Origin of the sequence: Azospirillum sp. TSO35-2 (assembly GCF_003116095.1) — a bacterium.
Lineage (GTDB): Bacteria > Pseudomonadota > Alphaproteobacteria > Azospirillales > Azospirillaceae > Azospirillum.
Genome location: NZ_LGRA01000013.1, coordinates 338,123 through 356,534, shown reverse-complemented (window position 1 = coordinate 356,534; position 18,412 = coordinate 338,123). Strand labels below are relative to the sequence as shown.

Sequence of the window (18,412 nt, the reverse complement as noted above, 5' to 3'; positions counted from 1 at the left end):
AGGAGGGGCGGGGGGGCGGGTCATGGCGTATCCTCCTCCTCGTGGGGGGCCGGCGGCAGGGTGCCGTTGGCGCGGTAGACGTGGGCCAGGACTTCCGCGACGGCGGCGATCGCCTCCACCGGGATGTCGCTGTCGACCTCGATCGCCGACAGGATCTCGACCAAGTCGGCGTCCTCGCGCACCTTGACCCCGTTGGCGAAGGCGACCTCCAGGATCTGCTCGGCGACGGTGCCCTTGCCGGTGGCGACGATGCGCGGCAGGGTCTGCGTCCCCAGCGCGTATTTCAGCGCGACGGCCACCGGGCGGCGGGCGGGCCGCGACGCCGAGGCGCCGGCCGCCGCACCCGGCGGCGTTGAGGAACGGGAATGCGCGGTCAAGCGATGCTTCCTGCCGGCCGGCGGTTCGGAACGATGGCGGCATCCTGGACCGGCAGGCTTAACGAAGTGTAAAGCCTGCGGCGCCGGCGGGTGTGGTCCGGGATGATTCATCCTTCGTTAACGCAAACCGGCGACCATCGATGGTGATGCCGTTCGACCGGTTTCCAGGGGCTTTCCCCCCCCCGGGCCGGGCGTCGCGGCCGGAAGCAGCGGATCGCGGGCCATGGACCTCGGAAATCTCGGCCTTTTCAAGCTGATGTCGCGCAAGATGGACTGGCTGACCCAGCGTCAGGAAGTCCTGTCGCAGAACATCGCCAACGCCGACACGCCGGACTACAAGGGCAAGGACCTGAAGCCCTTCTCCTTTCGCGACGCGCTGTCCGACAGCCGGCGGCTGACGCCGGTGGCGACCAACGCGTCGCATCTGGCGGGAACGCGCGGGGCCGGCGGCACGGCACAGGAACAGAAGGTGCGCGACCCGTATGAGACGGCGCCGGACGGCAACAACGTCGTCCTGGAAGACCAGATGATGCGGATGAGCCAGAATTCGATGGATTACCAGACCATCACCAACCTGTACAAGAAACAGGTGGCGATGATCAAATCGGCGATCCGGTCGGGAAGTTGACGGCGGGCGATCGATAGCCGGCGTTTGATGGCCGGTTGCGGTCTTGAGGAGGCGTTGCGATGGATCTCTACAAGTCGATGGCGGTGTCCGCCTCGGGCATGAAGGCGCAGGGCACGCGCCTGAAGGTCATTTCCGAGAATCTGGCCAACGCCACCACCACGGCGGAGACGCCGGGCGACCTGCCGTACCGCCGCAAGACCGTCACCTTCAAGAACGAGCTGGACCGGTCGATGGACGTCGACAAGGTCCGCGTCGCCAAGGTCGACGTCGACAAGTCCGATTTCCAGCGTCGCTACGACCCGTCCCACCCCTCGGCCGACGCCGACGGCTATGTCCTGCTGCCCAACGTCAACACCGTGGTGGAGGCGATGGACATGCGCGAGGCCCAGCGCAGCTACGAGGCCAACCTGTCCGCCATCGACACCGCGCGCCAGATGCTGACGCGCACCATCGACATCCTGCGCGCCTGACCCACCGCTCCCCTGACACACCGGAACCGCCGCCATGATCAATCCGCTGAACGCCGCCGCGGCCTACGCCACCACCGCCGCCAAGACGACCGGCCCCGGCATGGCCGCGCGCGACGGCGTGTCCTTCGGCGACGTGCTGGAGCAGGCGGCCAAGGAATCGATCGGCACCCTGAAGAAGAGCGAGGACATGTCGGCGCTGGCCGCGGTCGGCAAGGCCGACCTGAACGACGTGGTCCAGGCCGTCACCAACGCCGAGGTCACGCTCCAGACCGTCACCGCGGTGCGCGACAAGGTGCTGAACGCCTATCAGGAAATCCTGCGCATGCCGATGTGACGGCCGGCCCGTCCGCATCGCCATCCGGGCTGCCGCCATGAACGAGACCGAAGTCATCGCGCTCTGCCGCACCTCGATCGTCACGCTGGTGATGGTGAGTGGGCCGATTCTCGTCATCATGATGGTGGTCGGCACCGTGATCTCCATCTTCCAGGCCGTCACCCAGATCAGCGAACAGACGCTGGCGATGGTGCCGAAGGTGCTGCTGGTGTTCGGCCTGTCGATCCTGCTGATGCCCTTCATGCTGGGCAAGCTGACCGATTTCTTCGAGCATGAGGTGGCCGACCGCATCGTCGCCATCGGCGTCGGCGCGACCGAGAATGGCGGCGCCCCCTTCACCCCCGGCACCGGCATCAGCCCGGCCGCGGCGCCCACCGCGGCGGCGGCCGGCGGATGAGCGTTCTGCAGCAACTTCTGGGCGAGCAGATCTTCGTCTGGATGATGGTCTTCCTGCGCGTCGGCACGGCGTTCAGCGTGATGCCGACCATCGGCGACGCCTTCGTCCCCACACGCGCCCGCCTGCTGTTCGCGCTGGCGGTCAGCGTGGTGGTGGCCCCGGCGATCCGGCAGCAACTGCCGCCGATGCCGGCCGGACCGCTGCAACTGGTGGTGCTGGCGGCGGGTGAGATGACGGTCGGCATCTTCCTTGGAACCATCGCCCGGCTGCTGATGGGCACGCTGGAGGTCGCCGGCACCATCATCAGCCTGCAGACCGGCCTGTCCAACGCCCAGATCTTCAACCCGGCGCTGGCGACGGCGGGCTCGCTGCCCGGTTCGCTGCTGGGCTGGCTGGGATTGCTGCTGCTGTTCGTCACCGACCTGCACCATCTGCTGATCATGGCGGTGGTCGACAGCTACGTCAGCTTCGTGCCGGGGGCGGCGATCCCGGTCGACGACATGGCCAACGTGGTGGGGCAGCTGGTGTCGAAGACCTTCCTGCTGGGTGTGCAGATGTCGGCGCCCTTCCTGATCACCGGGATGCTGTTCGCGCTGGCGCTCGGCCTGCTGAACAAGCTGGCGCCGCAGGTGCAGGTGTTCCAGCTCTTCACCTCGGTCCAGGTGCTGCTCGGTCTGTTCATGTTCGCGCTGACGCTTGGCGCGATGATGATGTTCTGGCTGTCGCGGTTCGAATCGACCTTCATCGACCTGCTGAAGCCGCTCTAGCCCCGGGAAGGAGACGCCGGTGTCGGAAGACGCGGACGAGTCCTCCAAAACAGAGGACCCGACATCCAAGAAGCTCGATCAGGCCCATGAGGAAGGCCAGTTCGCCATGACCCGCGAGGTCGCGAACTGGCTGGCGGTCGCGACGATGCTGGTGGTGTTGATCTCCATCCTGCCCGGCACGATGAAGCGGATGGTCTTCCGCCTGAACTATTATTTCGAAAATCTCGACGAGTTCACCTTCGACCGCGCCGGGGTGGGGGCGTTGCTGTTCCGGGTGATGATGGACGCGATGGCGGCGCTGTGGTTGCCGATCCTGCTGTTCGTCGGGGCGGCCGTGCTGTCGACCGTCGGGCAGACCGGCTTCCACGTCTCCTGGGGGCTGATCGCGCCGAAGTTCGGCAAGCTGAACCCGCTGCCCGGCCTGATGAACATGTTCAAGGCCAACCAGGCGGTGGAGCTGCTGAAGAGCATCGCCAAGCTGGCGGTGGTCGGCGGCGTCGCCTATCTGGCGCTGAGGCCGATGTTCGGCGGCATCGAGGCCTTCATCGGCATCGACATCATGGCCCTGCTGAAACAGGTCGACGCGCTGGCCTATCGCCTGCTGGTCGGGGTTCTGGTGGTGCTGACCTTCCTCGCCGCCGGCGACTTCCTGTGGCAGAAGCACCAGTTTGACAAGCGCATGAAGATGACCAAGCAGGAGGTCAAGGACGAGCACAAGCAGCAGGAAGGCGACCCGATGGTCAAGGGCCGCATCCGCCAGATCCGCTTCGAACGCGCGCGCAAGCGCATGATGGCGGCGGTGCCCAGCGCCGACGTGGTGGTCACCAACCCGACCCACTACGCGATCGCGCTGAAATACGACCCGTCGCAGATGGGCGCGCCGATGGTGCTGGCCAAGGGCGTTGACCAGGTGGCCTTCAAGATCCGCGAGGTCGCCGAGGCCAACAAGGTTCCGGTCATAGAAAACCCGCCTCTCGCCCGTGCGCTCTATGCCGCTTGCGATATCGACGAGGAAGTTCCATCCGAGCACTATCGGGCGGTCGCCGAAGTCATTACTTATGTCTTCAAGCTCAAGGGGCGGACGCTGCGCAACTGAGCCCGCCCGGGCCGTGATGTTCGATCGCGACCGGGACACGCGATGGAAGGCCGCGACCGACGAGGTCCGGCGATGACCGGGTGGGCTGGAGTTTTGGTGGACGACACGACGACTTCCCTTTCCGAAAACGCTCGAACCACCTCCGTCGGTGGTCCCCCGCCCGGCGGTGCCCTGGCGCTGCTCCAGTATGGCGTGGCCCCGGTCGGCGTGCTGGTGCTGGCCGCCGGGCTGCTGCTGAACAACGACCCGGTCGGCTGGCTGGGCGCCGGGTTGGCGGCGGCCGGCGTTGGGCTGTTGATCGGCCGCAGCGTCATTGTCGCGCGGCGGTCGGCGCGCGTCGGCGCGCTGCTGTCCGGCGCGCTGGAAGGGATGCCGGCCGGGCAACTGCTCTGCGACGCCGCCGATGGGGTGATCTTCGTGAACGCCGCCTTCCGCGAGCTGGCGGGCTGGCGCCGCGGCGAACGGCCGCTGGACGCGCTGGCGCGGCAGTTCGCCGGCGACCCCGACAGCGCGCGCGAATTCCGCCGCCTGCGCGAACGGGTGCGGGCCGGGGCGGTGGCCTCGGCCGAGCTGGCGATGCCGGCGCTGGACGGCCACCCGCCGGAATGGCGCCGGGTCCAGGGCCAGCCGGTGGCGGGCTTTCCGGGATCGGCCCATTGGCGGGTCGAGGACATCACCGCCCGGCGCGAGCTGGAGCAGGTGATGCTGCGCGAGCAGTCCAAGCTCGCCGACTTCATGGAACACGCACCGGTCGGCTTCTTCTCGGTCGACGAGGACGGGCAGTTCATGTTCGTCAACTCGACGCTGGCGCAATGGCTGGAAGCGTCGCCGGGCGACCTGACCGACGGCGAACGGCGCCTGCACGACATCCTGGCCGCCCCGCCGCCGGCCGCCGCCCCCTATGACCTGTTCGACCATGGCGGCGCCGAGCAACGCGGCGAGCTGACCATGGTCGGGCTGCACGGCCGCCGCTTCCAGGTGGCGGTGGCGCAGAGCGTCGTGCTGGCCGACGACGGCGCCTCGGTCCACACCCGTTCGGTGGTGCGCGACCTGTCGCCGGAGCGCGAGTGGCAGGAGGCGTTGCGCCAGTCGGAACAGCGGTTCCAGCGCTTCTTCGAGGACGCGCCGATCGGCATCGCCCTGGTCGACGGGACCGGGCAACTGACCGAGTGCAACGAGGCGTTCCTGACGCTGATCGGCAGCGAGGCCGGCAGCGTCATCAACCGCCCGATGGCCGAGCTGATCGTCCCGGCGGAGCGCGAGGCGGTGTCCGCCCGCCTGACCGCGGTGCAGGGCGGCGCCGATCCGGCGACCCCGCTGGAGGTCCGTCTGTCGGGCGGGCACGAGCTGACCGCCCAGCTCTACGCCCGCCGGCTGGCCGCCCCGGTGCGCGGTGATGGACCGGCCGGCGCCAGCGTCGGCCTGATCCTGCACTTCATCGACATGACCGAGCGCAAGAGCCTGGAGGCCCAGTTCGCCCAGTCGCAGAAGATGCAGGCGGTCGGCCAGCTGGCCGGCGGCGTGGCGCACGACTTCAACAACCTGCTGACCGCGATGATCGGCTTCTGCGACCTGCTGCTGCTGCGGCACAAGCCGGGCGACCAGTCCTTCAGCGACATCATGCAGATCAAGCAGAACGCCAACCGCGCCGCCAACCTGGTGCGGCAGCTGCTGGCCTTCTCGCGCCAGCAGACCCTGCAGCCGCGCGTCATCAACGTCACCGACGTGCTGGCCGAGCTGGCGAACCTGCTGCGCCGGCTGATCGGCGAGAACATCGAGCTGAAGATGATCCACGGCCGCGACCTCGGCCTGGTCAAGGTCGACCAGAACCAGCTGGAGCAGGTCATCATCAACCTCGTGGTCAACGCGCGCGACGCCATGGCCGGCGGCGGCAAGCTGACCGTCAACACCTCCAACTACCTCGTCGAACAGCCGGAGCGGCGGGAGCACGAGACGATCCCCGCCGGCTCCTACGTGTCGGTCGAGGTGATCGACACCGGCTGCGGCATTCCCCGTGAGAATCTGCAGCGCATCTTCGAGCCCTTCTACACCACCAAGGAGGTCGGGTCGGGCACCGGTCTCGGCCTGTCGACGGTGTACGGCATCGTCCGGCAGACCGGCGGCTTCGTGCTGGTCGATTCGGCGGTGGGGGAGGGGACGACCTTCACCATCCTGCTGCCCCACCACCAGGGCGACCTGCGCCCGGTCGACACCGCCGAACCGCGCGAGCGGCGCGGCAGCGACCTGACCGGCACCGGCACCATCCTGCTGGTCGAGGACGAGGACGCCGTGCGTGTCTTCTCCGCCCGGGCGCTGCGCAACAAGGGCTATCAGGTGCTGGAGGCCAAGAACGGCGAGGCGGCGCTCCAGCAGATCGAAACCGACGGCGCCCGCATCGACCTGCTGATCACCGACGTGGTGATGCCGCAGATGGACGGCCCGACGCTGGCCCGCCACGTCCGCCGGTTGCGGCCGGAGATGCGGGTGATCTTCATTTCCGGCTACGCCGAGGACCGGCTGGGCGAGATCGACGGGGTGGAGGTTGCCCATTTCCTGCCCAAGCCCTTCTCGCTGAAGCAGCTCGCCTCCAAGGTCAAGGAGGTGATCCGCGAGGGGCGGTGAGCCCGTCCGCGCGCCCTCGAAACGGGCCCCAAAAACAGGCCGGAAAATAGGAACGTCACGGCAACATCAGCCCTTGCAAATGAGAACGGAAAGAGTACATTCAGCCTCGTTGCAAGAGCGCCGACCGTGTGTTCTAAGAGAGGGGTAACGGGCATGTCGTCCGCACAGCTTCGTTTGGTCGAGAAGGATTCCATGGACAAGCAGAAGGCGCTCGATGCCGCCCTGAGCCAGATCGAACGTGCGTTCGGCAAGGGCTCGATCATGAAGCTTGGCACCAAGGAGAACTTGGTCGAGACCGAGGTGGTGTCCACCGGCTCGCTCGGCCTCGACATTGCGCTGGGCATCGGCGGCCTGCCGAAGGGCCGCATCATCGAAATCTACGGGCCGGAAAGCTCGGGCAAGACGACGCTGGCGTTGCACGCCATCGCCCAGGCCCAGAAGGGCGGCGGCACCTGCGCCTTCATCGACGCTGAACACGCCCTCGACCCGTCCTACGCCCGCAAGCTCGGCGTCAAGGTCGACGACCTGCTGATCTCGCAGCCCGACGCCGGCGAGCAGGCGCTGGAGATCGCCGACACGCTGGTGCGCTCCGGCGCCATCGATGTGCTGGTGGTCGACTCGGTTGCCGCCCTGGTGCCGCGCGCCGAGCTGGAAGGCGAGATGGGCGACAGCCACGTCGGCCTGCACGCCCGCCTGATGAGCCAGGCGCTGCGCAAGCTGACCGGCTCGATCTCCAAGTCGAACTGCCTCGTCATCTTCATCAACCAGATCCGCCTGAAGATCGGCGTGATGTTCGGCAACCCGGAGACGACGACCGGCGGCAACGCGCTGAAGTTCTACGCCTCGGTCCGCCTCGACATCCGCCGCATCGGCGCGATCAAGGACCGCGACGCCGTCGTCGGCAACCAGACCCGCGTCAAGGTGGTGAAGAACAAGATGGCCCCGCCGTTCCGCGTGGTCGAGTTCGACATCATGTACGGCGAAGGCGTGTCGAAGGTCGGCGAACTGCTCGACCTCGGCATCCAGGCCGGCGTGGTCGACAAATCGGGCGCGTGGTTCAGCTACGACGGCACCCGCATCGGCCAGGGCCGCGAGAACGCCAAGACCTATCTCCGCAACAACCCGGAGATGGCCGACGCGATCGAAGCGAAGATCCGCGGCAACGCCGGTCTGGTCGCCGACGCGATGATGGGCACCCCGGAAACCGACGCCGAAGCCTCCACTCCGGAGTGAGCCGCGGCGGGTTGATGGTTGAAGGCCCCGTCTTCCGAAAGGGAGGCGGGGCTTTTTCTTTGGGCGGTGTCGGCTTCGAAGCCCCCACCTTAATCCTCCCCCGCTGGGCGGGGGAGGAGACTGGTGCTTATATGGGAGAGTGGCGGCAGTCCCTCCCCCGCCCAGCGGGGGAGGATAGGTGGGGGCTTCGAAGTCGACACTTCACCACGCCCCGCCTACACATCCACGATCATATGCGGCCGGAACGCGCCCTCCAGCGTCAGCAGCAGGTGCAGGTAGACCGCGACCTTGCGGGCGCGGTCGCTGTTGCGGGCGAGGCAGTCGCGCAGTTGCTGCGCCAACCTCGCGGTTTCCGCATCTTCGGCCGATTGGGACTCGCCGGCTCCGGTCGCGGCGCGGACGATGTGTTCAGGATCGACCGGAACCGCGGCGGCCGGATCGTTCAGCACCGCGGCGGCGAGCGCCTCCTCGTCGTGCTCCGGTGGCGGCGTCGCGGCGGGCGGCGGGGCGCGGGCGGTCAGGTGGTCGCGGAGGTTGGCCTTCAGCCGGTCGCGCTGGCGGTCGTTCAGCCCGTCGAACTGGTCGACCTCGTCGAACAGCAGATCGTAGAGGCGGCGGCGCTGCGGGTTGGGCGGGTTCTGTTCGCGCCGTTCCTGCTGCCGGTCGTGCAACTCCTGGCGCGGGTTGCGGCGCTGGCGGCGGTCGGTCGCGCTCCCGGTTCGTTCGACGCCGGTGGCGGTGCGAACGGTGAACTCCGGTGAACCGATGCCGCTTCCGGACATGGACCCGCCTCCAGGGACAACCCCTCAATGGTCAAGTCTGGCAGGATTGGCGCCGCCGTCAACGCGAAAGCGCCAATCCCGTCCGGTCGCTCAGTCGCCGGCGCCGGCGCCGACGGCGTCCTTGGTCCCGTCCTTGCCGGCGCCCGTGTCGGCCTGCGGCTTGCTCTTGCCGAAGCCGATGGTCGGGAAGACGTTGATCAGCGCGGTGACGAAGGCGGCCAGATAGGGCAGCGACTGCACCACCAGCAGGCCCGACCACATGAAGGCGTCGCGGTTCTCGTGGCCGAACACCAGGACGATGGCCAGCGCGGCGCCCCACAGCGACACCAGCAGCACCAGCTCCTCGCGCGCCATCAGGAAGGCCTGCATCAGCGCCGGCTGGTTCTCGCACTTCGGCGTGCGGACGAAGGGCCGGCCGGAGGTGAAGATGCCCAGCCACATGGCGCGGCCGACGGTGTGGGTCAGCGCCATGCCGGCGATGGCGGCGCCGACCTTGTCCCAGAAGCCGCACTTCACCCGCGCCTCGTAGAGCCACAGCGAGGCGCCGACCTTGAAGGCGAAGACGCTCAGCGTCGGGATCATGAAGACGTTGGGCGGGAACTCGAAGTATTTCGGGAAGGCCATCAGGCCGATCGACCACAGGATGCCGGCGATGCCGAACACCATGTGGGCGGCGTCGGCGAACCAGGGCAGCCAGCCGGTGATGAAATGGTACTTCTGCCCGGTGGTCAGCTCCTTGGCGCCCGGCGACAGCTGGCGCCAATGGTGCTTCAGGATCTGCACCGCGCCATAGGCCCAGCGGAAGCGCTGCGTCTTGTAGGCGGAGAAGCTGTCGGGGACGAGGCCCTTGCCGTAGCTCTCCGGCATGTAGACGGCTTCATAGCCGTGCTCGAACAGGCGCAGGCCCAGGTCGGCGTCCTCGGTGATGCACCACTCGCCCCAGCGGCCGACCTTTTCCAGCGCCGACTTGCGGATGATGGTCATGGTGCCGTGCTGGATGATCGCGTTGCGCTCGTTCCGCTGGATCATGCCGATGTGGAAGAAGCCGGCGTATTCCCAGTTGGTCATGCGCTGGAACAGGTCGTGTTCCCACTCCCGGTAGTCCTGCGGCGACTGGACGAAGCCGACCTCCGGCCGGTTGAAGTGCGGGATGGTTGCCTTCAGCCAATCGGGGTGGACCTGATAGTCGCTGTCGATCACCGCGATGTGCTCGGCGTCGGGTGCGGTCTGCGCCAGACCGAAATTCAGCGCGCCGGCCTTGAAGCCGGGCCAGTTGTCGAGGTGGAAGAAGCGGAACTTCGGCCCCAGCTTCTTGCAATACTCCTCGACCGGCCGCCAGACCGCCGGGTCCTTGGTGTTGTTGTCGAGCAGCAGCACTTCATAGTTCGGGTAGTCGAGCCGGGCCAGCGCGTCCAGCGTCTGCATCACCATGTGCGGCGGTTCGTTGTAGCAGGGCACATGGATCGACACCTTCGCCGCGTTGGGCAAGGGCGCGGCGGAGCAGGGGATGAACTTGCGCTTGAACTTGTTCTGCCAGACGACCTCGGTCAGCTCCATGCCGTCGATCAGCATCACCGCGAACAGCACGAGCTGGCAGAAGATCAGCAAGCCCCAGGCGATCTCGGTGGTCGTCGCGAGGCCGGCGGCCGAGGCGGCGCTGACGGTGAAGACGAGGACGGAGGCGACCGCCTGGATCAGCGCGCCGTAGAAGATCTGGCCGCCGATCTTCAGGTCGGGGCGGCGCCACAGGAAGAACACCAACGGCAGGAAGCCGAGCGCCACCGCGGTGCCGCACTTGATCTCCCAGTTGCGGACCTCGTTCACCCCGCCGATCATCGGGAATTTCGGGTTGCGCTGATAGTCCCACAGGCCCCAGCTCGTGCCGGCCGTGCCCTCGATCTCGCGCTTCCAGGGCTGGTCGAACGACTCCATGATGAAGTAGTCGAGCTTGTTCTGGGCGGCGACGTTCAGGAAGTTGCGGATGAACTTCGCCTGGTTGACCTGGCTCGCCTCGGCGCCGCGGCGCCACGGGCCGTCGGCCGGCCAGCCGATCTCGCCGATCAGGATGTGCTTGTTCGGGTACTTGGTCTTCAGCTCGTTGTAGCGGAACATGGCGTAGTCGACCGACTGGTCGACCGGCACGCCTTCCCAATAGGGCAGCAGGTGGACGGCCAGGAAATCAACCGCCTCGACCAGTTCCGGGTGCTTCAGCCAGACGTGCCACGGCTCGGCGATCGACACCGGGACGTTGACCTTCTTCTTGACCCGCTTGATGTAGTCGATCGCCTGCGGGACGGTCAGGTCGGCGCGCAGGATCGCCTCGTTGCCGACCAGCACGCGGCGGACGTTGCTGTTGGCGCGGGCGACCTTGATCAGGCCGGCCAGTTCCGGCTCGTCGATCTCGGGCTTGCCGGTGGTCCAGGCGCCGGCGGTGACCGGCAGGCCATGCTTGCCGGCGATCGCCGCCACCATCTCCGACCCGTCGGTGGTGGAGTAGGTGCGGACCGCCTTCACGGCGCCTTCCAGCGCCGTCATGTCCTTCTCGATGTCCTCGGCGGACGCCTTGTCGCCCTTCGATGGGCTTTTGTCGGAATGGAAGGGGGTGTAGGCGACGCCGGTGATGGCGCCGGCCCAGGACCGCTCCGCCACCGGCCGGTTCCACAGCGCCCAGAGGGCGACGTTGCCGAGGATCACCAGAATCAGGACCAGGAAGGCCGATTTGCGCATGGGGGTCGTTCTCGCTCGCCGCACCGAAAGTCACCGGACCGGCCCGCTTGGACCGATCCGAACCCGAAACACCAAAAGGCCCGCGGACATGGCGCAAGGGCGGTCATGCCGCCCCGAACCATCGCCTCGGACCGAACCCGGAACCCTTGGACCATCCACCGAAGGCCGCGCCACCGTTTGCCCGGCGCGCCCGGCATTCTATACAAGTTTCGCGGTTGCCCCGCCACTGCCGGCTATCAACAGACCAGCTTTCGGTTTATTCCGTCCGGGCCCGTTGCCATTTCGCAGCATGGCCACCGCAATCGTTCAGGTCAGGAGACAAGCATGTTTTCCCTTAACGAAAGGCTACAGGCCGACACCCTGCCGGTGACCGATCTGGGGCTGTGCCGGGTGCTGCTGATGAACAACCGGCTGTGGCCCTGGCTGATCCTGGTGCCGATGCGGCCCGGCGCGGTCGAGATCCACCGGCTGGACCCGGCCGACCAGGCGGCGCTGATGCGGGAGATCGTCCGCGCCTCCACCGTGCTGGAGCGGCTGTTCGCGCCCGACAAGCTGAACGTCGGCGCGCTGGGCAACATGGTGCCGCAACTGCACGTCCATGTGATCGGACGGACGCGTGGCGATCCGGCCTGGCCCGGTCCGGTCTGGGGCTCCGGCCATGCCGAGCCGTACGCGGCGGCCGACGGCGCCGCGCTCGCCCAGCGGCTGGCCGAGGCGTTGCGCGCCGCCGCGTGAGCTTTCCGGCGGCGCTCTGTTGGGGTGGTCAACCACAGCCTGGGAGACCGCCACCATGCCTGCCAACAACAACGACGACCACCGCAAGTCCGATGCCCCGTCCGACGCCGCCCAGCGGATCGAGGACAAGCTGGTCGAGGAAACCGGACAGGCGTCCGGCGATCCTGACAAGCCCGTCCAGAAGAAGTGGGACGAGATGGGCGAGAAGCAGGGGATCATCGAGCGGAGCCAGCGCGAGAGCGGGCGGGACTGACGGCGCCGCCGGCCGCCCCCCTCATCCTGCCGGGAACACCATCACCCGCGCCGCGTCGACCACCGCGGCCAGCTCCTGCCCGGCCTGCACATCGACATGGCCGGGGAGGCGTGCGTGGATCTCCGGCCCGCCGCCCGGCAGGTCGAGGCAGACGCGGGTCGAGGCGCCGAGGAAGCTGGAGTGGCGCACCCGGACCGGCACCGCGTTCGGACGGGCGCCGGGCGCGGTCAGCTCCAGATCCTCGACCCGGCAGGCGACCTCGACCCGGGTGCCGCTGGGCAGCGCCGGCGCCGGCAGACGGCCGAGCGGGGTGTCGAGCGCGCCGTCGCGCACCGTCGCCTCGAATCGGTTGACCTCGCCGAACAGCCGGGCGACGAAGCTGTTGGCCGGGCGGTGGTAGAGCGTGACCGGCGTGTCGGCCTGGACGATTCGGCCGGCCTCCATCACCACCACGCGGTTGCCCATCTCCATCGCCTCTTCCGGGTCGTGAGTGACGACGATGGTGGCGATGCCGCTGGCGCGGATGATCCGCACCACCTCCTCGCGCACCGAACGGCGGAGCTGCTCGTCCAGCGCCGAGAACGGCTCGTCGAGCAGCAGCACCTTGGGGTCGCGGGCCATGGCGCGGGCGAGCGCCACCCGCTGCTGCTGGCCGCCCGACAGGGTGTGCGGGTAGGCGTCGGCGTAGCGGGCGAGCGCCATGGTCTCCAGCAGCTCGGCCACCCGGCGCTTGCGCTCGGCGCGCGGCCGGTCGGTCTGGCCGAAGGCGATGTTGCCGGCGACCGTCAGGTGCGGGAACAGCGCGAAGTCCTGGAACATCATGCCGACCGGCCGCCGTTCCGGCGGCAGCGAGCGGTCCGGCGTGGCGAGCGTCGCCCCCTCCACCGCGATGGTCCCGGCCTGCACCGTCTCCAGCCCGCTGATCAGCCGCAGCAGGGTGGACTTGCCGCAGCCCGACGGGCCGACGATGCACACCACCTCGCGCGCGGCGACCGACAGCGACACGTCGTCGACGGCGGTCAGCCGGCCGTAGCGGTGCCGGATGTTCGACAGGACGACGGAGGGGGAGGGGGCGTCGCTCATCATCACCTCAGGGTCACTTCCAGCCGGCGCGGTCCATGATCCGCATCGCCTGCGGGGTGTGGGCGGCGAAGGCGGCGGCGTTGACGGCGGCCGGCTTGAAGCTGCCGAGCTTGGTCAGCTCCGGATGCGGCGCGACCGCCGGGTTGACCGGATACTCCATGTTGCCGTCGGCGAACTGGCGCTGGGCCTCCGGGCTCAGCAGATATTCCAGCAGCTTGCGGGCGTTCTCCGGGTGCGGGGCGGTCTTGACCACGCCGGCGCCGCTGAGGTTGACGTGGGTGCCGCGATCGCTTTGATTCGGGAAGACCACGCCGATTTTCGCGGCGACCTCGCGGTCCTCCTGCTTGGCCGAGGTGATCAGCTTGCCGACGTAATAAGTGTTGGCGAGCGCGACGTCGCCCTCGCCGACCGCCACCGCCTTGATCTGGTCGGTGTCGCCGCCCTGCGGCGGCCGGGCGAGGTTGGCGACGAGGCCCTTCACCCACTCCTCCGTCGCCTCGTCGCCCTTGGCCTCGATCATCGAGGCGGTCAGGGCGAGGCTGTAGGGATGGGTGCCGCTGCGGGTCAGCACGCGGTGCTTCCACTCCGGCTTGGCGAGATCCTCGTAGGTGGTGATGGCGCCCGGCTTCACCCGGTCCAGCGCGTAGACGATGATGCGGGCGCGGCTGGACAGGCCCCACCACGCGCCGTCCGGGTCGCGCAGATTGGCCGGTACCTTGACCGCCTCCAGCGCCGGCGAGGTCACCGGGGCGAGCAGTCCCTCCTTGGCGGCGGCGGCGAGGCGGCCGGCGTCGACGGTGATGAACAGGTCGGCCGGGCTGCTGGCGCCTTCCGATTTCAAGCGTTGGATCAGTTCATCGTGGTTGCCCTCGATGATGTTGACCTTGATGCCGGTGGACTTGGTGAACGTCTCATAGATGACGCGGTCGGTGTTGTAATGCCGCGAGTTGTAGACGTTGACCTCTTGTGCCTGGACCGAAACGGCGGTCAAGGCGCCAGCCGCGAAGGCCAAGCCGGCAATCTTGCTGATGAACATACGTCGCTCCCGGACTGATAACCGTTCTCACAATGATGAGAATGGGTATCAGTTGCAGCGCCGGGTGTCGAGCCGGGAAATTTGCCGGAGCCCTGGGGGTTTCCCCAGGCCGCTCAGCCCCGATGGCCGGGCCGCGCGGCGGCGATGCTGCGGCTGAGGTAGATGACCGGCAGCAGCCCGACCAGCACAATGACCAGGGCCGGCAGGGCGGCGTCGTCCAGCCGCTCGGTCGAGGCCATGCGGAAGGCTTCGATCGCCAGCGTGTCGACGTTGAAGGGCCGCAGGATCATCGTCGCCGGCAGCTCCTTGGTGATGTCGACGAACACCAGCATGGCGGCGCTGAGCAGGCTGGGGCGCAGCAGCGGCAGATGGACCCGGCGCAGCACCTGCCACGGCGTGTGGCCGAGCGAGCGGGCGGCGCCCTCCAGGTTGGGGCCGATCTTGGCGAAGCCGGATTCCAGCGGCCCGTAGGCGACGACGAAGAAGCGGATCAGGTAGCCGTAGAGGATCCCGGCGATGGTGGTGCCGAGGATGGCGCCGACCGGCCAGCCGGCCCAGTCGCGCATCAGCCCGGCGGCGATCAGGATGCCGACGGCGATCACCGTCCCCGGCGTGGCGTAGCCGAGCGAGGCGAGCTTCGCCGCGCCGCCGGCCAGGCCGCTGCGGTCGTGCCGCACCCCGTGGATGACCAGCAGGGCGATGCCGACCACCAGCAGGGCGCCGGCCGCACCGAGGATGAAGGTGTTGACCGTCAGGTCGGTGAAGCGGGCCAGCGTCAGCTCGGTGCCGCCGCGCAGGATCATGCGGATCAGGATGGCGGCCGGCAGCAGGAAGCCGAACAGCACCGGCGTCAGGCAGACGATCCAGGCGACAACGGTGCCGCCCGGCGACAGGCGCGGGGCGGGCAGGGCGCGGTAGCGGCTGGTCGTCTGGTGGAAGCGCATCCGGCCGCGCGACAGCCGCTCCAACGCCACCAGCGCCAGCACGACCAGCAGCAGGACCGAGGCCAACTGCGCCGCGGCGGCCGGGTCACCCAGCGCGAACCAGGTGCGGTAGATGCCGACGGTGAAGGTGTCGATGCCGAAATAGCGCACCGCGCCGAAGTCGGCCAGCGTTTCCATCAGGGCGTAGCCGACCCCGGCGACCAGGGCGGGGCGGGCCAGCGGCAGCGCCACCCGGCGGAAGGCGCCGAAGGCGGTGCAGCCCAGCGTCCGGCCGGCTTCCAGCACGCAGACCGACTGTTCCAGGAAGGCGGCGCGGGTCAGGACGTAGACGTAGGGGTAGAGCACCGACGACAGCACCAGCCCGGCGCCCCAGGCGGTGTGGATCTCCGGAAACCAGTAGTCGCCGCGGCGCCAGCCGAAGGCGGCGCGCAACGCGGACTGGAGCGGCCCGGCGAATTGCAGGAAGTCGGTGTAGGTGTAGGCCAGCACATAGGCCGGCATCGCCAGCGGCAGCAGCAGCAGCCATTGCAGGACGCCGCGCCCGCGGAAATCGTGCATGGTGACGGTCCAGGCGCAGGCGACGCCGGTCACCAGCGTGACGACGCCGACGATGCCCAGCAGGACCAGGGTGTTGACGATGTAGCCGGGCAGCACGGTCCGCGCCATGTGGCTCCACAGGTCGGTGGAGACGCCGGCGGACTGGACGAAGACGGCGAGGATCGGCAGGGCGATCGCCAACGCCAGGATGACGGCGAGCAGGCCGGTCGGCCCGATGCGCGACCACAGGCGGCGGACGGAGACGGCCGGGGAGCCGGGTGACGTCGCGTCGGTCGCCATCGCCATGCGTCGCAATCCTCACACTGTCAGATGGATGGCCCAGACGAAAACGGCCGGCGCCCCGCCCACCCTAGCCGCCCGTCGCGAGACGGGAAAGGGTGGAGAGGCGCCGGCCGTTTTGATCAGCTCAGCCGATCCGCCGTGCGATCAGCTCGCCTCGGCGGCGCGGGAGTGACGCTTGCGCTCGTTCGGGTCGAGGTAGCGCTTGCGCAGACGGATCGACTTCGGCGTGACTTCCACCAGCTCGTCGTCCGAGATGTAGGACAGCGCGCGCTCCAGCGTCATCTGGATCGGCGGGGTCAGGCGGACCGCCTCGTCCTTGCTGGTGGTGCGGATGTTCGTCAGCTGCTTGCCCTTGATGACGTTGACCTCGAGGTCGTTGCCACGGGTGTGCTCGCCGATGATCATGCCCTGATAGACCGGAACGCCCGGATCGATCAGCATCGGGCCGCGGTCTTCCAGGTTCCACAGCGCGTAGGCAACGGCGGTGCCGTCGCTGTTGGCGATGAGGACGCCGGTGCGGCGGGCGGCGATGGCGCCCTTGAACGGGGCGTAGCCGTGGAACAGGCGGTTCATGATGCCGGTGCCGCGGGTGTCGGTCAGGAACTCGCCCTGGTAGCCGATCAGGCCGCGCGACGGGGCGTAGAACACGATGCGGGTCTTGCCGCCGCCCGAGGGCCGCATTTCGACCAGGTCGGCCTTACGCTCGGCCATCTTCTGCACGACGGTGCCGGAGAACTCCTCGTCGACGTCGACGACGACTTCCTCGATCGGCTCCAGGCGTTGGCCGTTCAGCGGGTCGGTCTTGAACAGCACGCGCGGGCGGCTGATCGCCAGCTCGTAGCCCTCGCGGCGCATCGTCTCGATCAGGATGCCCAGCTGCAGTTCGCCGCGGCCGGCGACCTCGAAGGCGTCGCCGCCCTCGGTGTCGGTGATGCGCAGCGCCACGTTGCCTTCCGCTTCGCGGAACAGGCGGTCGCGGATCATGCGGCTGGTCACCTTGTCGCCTTCACGGCCGGCCAGCGGGCTGTCGTTGACCGAGAAGGTCATCGCCAGGGTCGGCGGGTCGATCGGCTGCGAGGCGATGGGGTCGGTGACTTCCGGCGCGCAGATGGTGTCGGCGACGGTGGTCTGGGTCAGGCCGGCCAGGGCGACGATGTCGCCGGCGGTCGCCTCGTCCACCGGAACGCGCTCCAGGCCGCGGAAGGCCAGCACCTTGCTGATGCGGCCGTTCTCGATCAGCTTGCCGTCGCGGCTCAGCGACTTGATCGCCATGTTGACCTTGACGGTGCCGGTCTGGATGCGGCCGGTCAGGATGCGGCCCAGATACGGGTTGGCTTCCAGGGTGGTCGCCAGCATCGTGAAGGGCGCGTCCTCCTGCACCTTCGGCGCCGGGACGTGGTCGCGGATCAGCTCGAACAGCGGGGTCAGCGTCTCGCGCGGGCCGTTCTCCAGGTCGGTGGTCGCCCAGCCGTTGCGGCCCGAGGCGAACAGCGTCGGGAAGTCGAGCTGGTCGTTGGAGGCGTCGAGCGAGGCGAACAGGTCGAACACCTCGTCATGCACCTCGTGCGGACGGGCGTCGGAACGGTCGACCTTGTTGACGATGACGATCGGGCGCAGGCCGAGCTTCAGGGCCTTGCCCAGCACGAACTTGGTCTGCGGCAGCGGGCCTTCGGCCGCGTCGCAGAGCAGGACGACGCCATCGACCATCGACAGGATGCGTTCGACTTCACCGCCGAAATCGGCGTGGCCGGGGGTGTCGACGATGTTGATGCGCAGGTCGTTCCACAGGACGGACGTGCACTTGGCCAGGATGGTGATGCCGCGCTCACGCTCCAGATCGTTGGAGTCCATGGCGCGCTCCGCAACCTGCTGGTTCTCGCGGAAGGAACCGGCCTGCTTCAGGAGCTGATCGACCAGCGTGGTCTTGCCGTGGTCGACGTGGGCGATGATGGCGACGTTTCGGAGATTCATGGAGCCTTGGTCTCGCAATGGCACCCCCGACACGCAGCACCTTGCCGCAAACAACAAAAAGGCCCGCCGAAGAATTCGGTGGGCGCTGTCGGGGAAACTGTTGCGGCGCAATATATG

Annotated in this window: 17 protein-coding genes; 10 read left to right on the top strand and 7 right to left on the bottom strand. The window is 68.3% G+C overall.

Going from position 1 to position 18,412, the window contains the following annotated elements; genetic code table 11:
• Positions 1–20: 20 nt before the first annotated feature.
• Positions 21–299, bottom strand: coding sequence for an EscU/YscU/HrcU family type III secretion system export apparatus switch protein (locus TSO352_RS08975; protein ID WP_109107375.1), 279 nt, complete (start codon positions 297–299; stop codon positions 21–23).
• 301 nt (positions 300–600) lie between these two features.
• Between TSO352_RS08975 and flgB the strand changes: the two genes are divergently transcribed.
• From flgB to recA, 8 genes are all read left to right on the top strand, one after another.
• On the top strand, positions 601–1,005 hold the full coding sequence (gene flgB, locus TSO352_RS08970) for a flagellar basal body rod protein FlgB (RefSeq protein ID WP_109106995.1): 405 nt from the start codon (positions 601–603) through the stop codon (positions 1,003–1,005).
• A gap of 59 nt (positions 1,006–1,064) precedes the next feature.
• The gene (gene flgC / locus TSO352_RS08965; RefSeq protein ID WP_109106994.1) at positions 1,065–1,475 is read left to right on the top strand and encodes a flagellar basal body rod protein FlgC; all 411 of its coding nucleotides are present in this window, start codon (positions 1,065–1,067) and stop codon (positions 1,473–1,475) included.
• Between the two features lie 34 nt (positions 1,476–1,509).
• A complete protein-coding gene (gene fliE, locus TSO352_RS08960; protein WP_109106993.1) occupies positions 1,510–1,809 on the top strand; it encodes a flagellar hook-basal body complex protein FliE in 300 nt (99 codons plus the stop codon).
• A 37-nt stretch (positions 1,810–1,846) separates the two neighbouring features.
• Positions 1,847–2,206 carry a flagellar biosynthetic protein FliQ gene (locus TSO352_RS08955; protein ID WP_109106992.1) on the top strand — a complete coding sequence of 120 codons (360 nt, stop codon included), beginning with the start codon at positions 1,847–1,849 and terminating at the stop codon, positions 2,204–2,206.
• Complete coding sequence (gene fliR, locus TSO352_RS08950; protein ID WP_109106991.1) at positions 2,203–2,973, top strand: flagellar biosynthetic protein FliR; 771 nt, start codon at positions 2,203–2,205, stop codon at positions 2,971–2,973. The genes TSO352_RS08955 and fliR overlap by 4 nt, the downstream gene beginning before the upstream one ends.
• A gap of 19 nt (positions 2,974–2,992) precedes the next feature.
• On the top strand, positions 2,993–4,069 hold the full coding sequence (flhB, locus tag TSO352_RS08945; protein WP_109106990.1) for a flagellar biosynthesis protein FlhB: 1,077 nt from the start codon (positions 2,993–2,995) through the stop codon (positions 4,067–4,069).
• A 96-nt stretch (positions 4,070–4,165) separates the two neighbouring features.
• Entirely contained in the window at positions 4,166–6,691 is a 2,526-nt protein-coding gene (locus TSO352_RS08940; protein ID WP_247871993.1) for a PAS domain-containing sensor histidine kinase, read from the top strand.
• A 153-nt stretch (positions 6,692–6,844) separates the two neighbouring features.
• On the top strand, positions 6,845–7,924 hold the full coding sequence (gene recA, locus TSO352_RS08935; protein ID WP_109106988.1) for a recombinase RecA: 1,080 nt from the start codon (positions 6,845–6,847) through the stop codon (positions 7,922–7,924).
• A gap of 215 nt (positions 7,925–8,139) precedes the next feature.
• On the opposite strand, the gene TSO352_RS08925 is transcribed toward recA, so the two are convergent.
• Positions 8,140–8,706, bottom strand: a complete 567-nt coding sequence (locus TSO352_RS08925) for a hypothetical protein (RefSeq protein WP_109106987.1) — start codon at positions 8,704–8,706, stop codon at positions 8,140–8,142.
• A 90-nt stretch (positions 8,707–8,796) separates the two neighbouring features.
• Positions 8,797–11,433, bottom strand: coding sequence for a glycosyltransferase family 2 protein (locus TSO352_RS08920; RefSeq protein ID WP_247871992.1), 2,637 nt, complete (start codon positions 11,431–11,433; stop codon positions 8,797–8,799).
• A gap of 324 nt (positions 11,434–11,757) precedes the next feature.
• Here TSO352_RS08920 and TSO352_RS08915 point away from each other — a divergent pair, with 324 nt between their 5' ends.
• Positions 11,758–12,168, top strand: a complete 411-nt coding sequence (locus TSO352_RS08915) for an HIT family protein (RefSeq protein ID WP_109106986.1) — start codon at positions 11,758–11,760, stop codon at positions 12,166–12,168.
• Between the two features lie 55 nt (positions 12,169–12,223).
• Positions 12,224–12,421, top strand: coding sequence for a hypothetical protein (locus tag TSO352_RS08910; RefSeq protein WP_109106985.1), 198 nt, complete (start codon positions 12,224–12,226; stop codon positions 12,419–12,421).
• A gap of 21 nt (positions 12,422–12,442) precedes the next feature.
• Here TSO352_RS08910 and TSO352_RS08905 read toward each other — a convergent pair whose 3' ends face one another.
• From TSO352_RS08905 to typA, 4 genes are all read right to left on the bottom strand, one after another.
• The gene (locus TSO352_RS08905; protein ID WP_109107374.1) at positions 12,443–13,504 is read right to left on the bottom strand and encodes an ABC transporter ATP-binding protein; all 1,062 of its coding nucleotides are present in this window, start codon (positions 13,502–13,504) and stop codon (positions 12,443–12,445) included.
• 13 nt (positions 13,505–13,517) lie between these two features.
• Positions 13,518–14,540, bottom strand: coding sequence for a Fe(3+) ABC transporter substrate-binding protein (locus TSO352_RS08900; protein WP_109106984.1), 1,023 nt, complete (start codon positions 14,538–14,540; stop codon positions 13,518–13,520).
• A 113-nt stretch (positions 14,541–14,653) separates the two neighbouring features.
• Positions 14,654–16,327 carry an iron ABC transporter permease gene (locus TSO352_RS08895; protein ID WP_109106983.1) on the bottom strand — a complete coding sequence of 558 codons (1,674 nt, stop codon included), beginning with the start codon at positions 16,325–16,327 and terminating at the stop codon, positions 14,654–14,656.
• 141 nt (positions 16,328–16,468) lie between these two features.
• A complete protein-coding gene (gene typA, locus TSO352_RS08890) occupies positions 16,469–18,295 on the bottom strand; it encodes a translational GTPase TypA (RefSeq protein ID WP_109106982.1) in 1,827 nt (608 codons plus the stop codon).
• Positions 18,296–18,412: the final 117 nt, after the last annotated feature.

Coding starts and splice junctions, on each gene's coding strand:
- flgB (WP_109106995.1), top strand. CDS start 601: ATGGACCTCGGAAATCTCGGCCTTTTCAAGCTGATGTCGCGCAAGATG.
- flgC (WP_109106994.1), top strand. CDS start 1,065: ATGGATCTCTACAAGTCGATGGCGGTGTCCGCCTCGGGCATGAAGGCG.
- fliE (WP_109106993.1), top strand. CDS start 1,510: ATGATCAATCCGCTGAACGCCGCCGCGGCCTACGCCACCACCGCCGCC.
- TSO352_RS08955 (WP_109106992.1), top strand. CDS start 1,847: ATGAACGAGACCGAAGTCATCGCGCTCTGCCGCACCTCGATCGTCACG.
- fliR (WP_109106991.1), top strand. CDS start 2,203: ATGAGCGTTCTGCAGCAACTTCTGGGCGAGCAGATCTTCGTCTGGATG.
- recA (WP_109106988.1), top strand. CDS start 6,845: ATGTCGTCCGCACAGCTTCGTTTGGTCGAGAAGGATTCCATGGACAAG.
- TSO352_RS08925 (WP_109106987.1), bottom strand. CDS start 8,706: ATGTCCGGAAGCGGCATCGGTTCACCGGAGTTCACCGTTCGCACCGCC.
- TSO352_RS08920 (WP_247871992.1), bottom strand. CDS start 11,433: ATGCGCAAATCGGCCTTCCTGGTCCTGATTCTGGTGATCCTCGGCAAC.
- TSO352_RS08915 (WP_109106986.1), top strand. CDS start 11,758: ATGTTTTCCCTTAACGAAAGGCTACAGGCCGACACCCTGCCGGTGACC.
- TSO352_RS08910 (WP_109106985.1), top strand. CDS start 12,224: ATGCCTGCCAACAACAACGACGACCACCGCAAGTCCGATGCCCCGTCC.
- TSO352_RS08905 (WP_109107374.1), bottom strand. CDS start 13,504: ATGAGCGACGCCCCCTCCCCCTCCGTCGTCCTGTCGAACATCCGGCAC.
- TSO352_RS08900 (WP_109106984.1), bottom strand. CDS start 14,540: ATGTTCATCAGCAAGATTGCCGGCTTGGCCTTCGCGGCTGGCGCCTTG.
- TSO352_RS08895 (WP_109106983.1), bottom strand. CDS start 16,327: ATGGCGATGGCGACCGACGCGACGTCACCCGGCTCCCCGGCCGTCTCC.
- typA (WP_109106982.1), bottom strand. CDS start 18,295: ATGAATCTCCGAAACGTCGCCATCATCGCCCACGTCGACCACGGCAAG.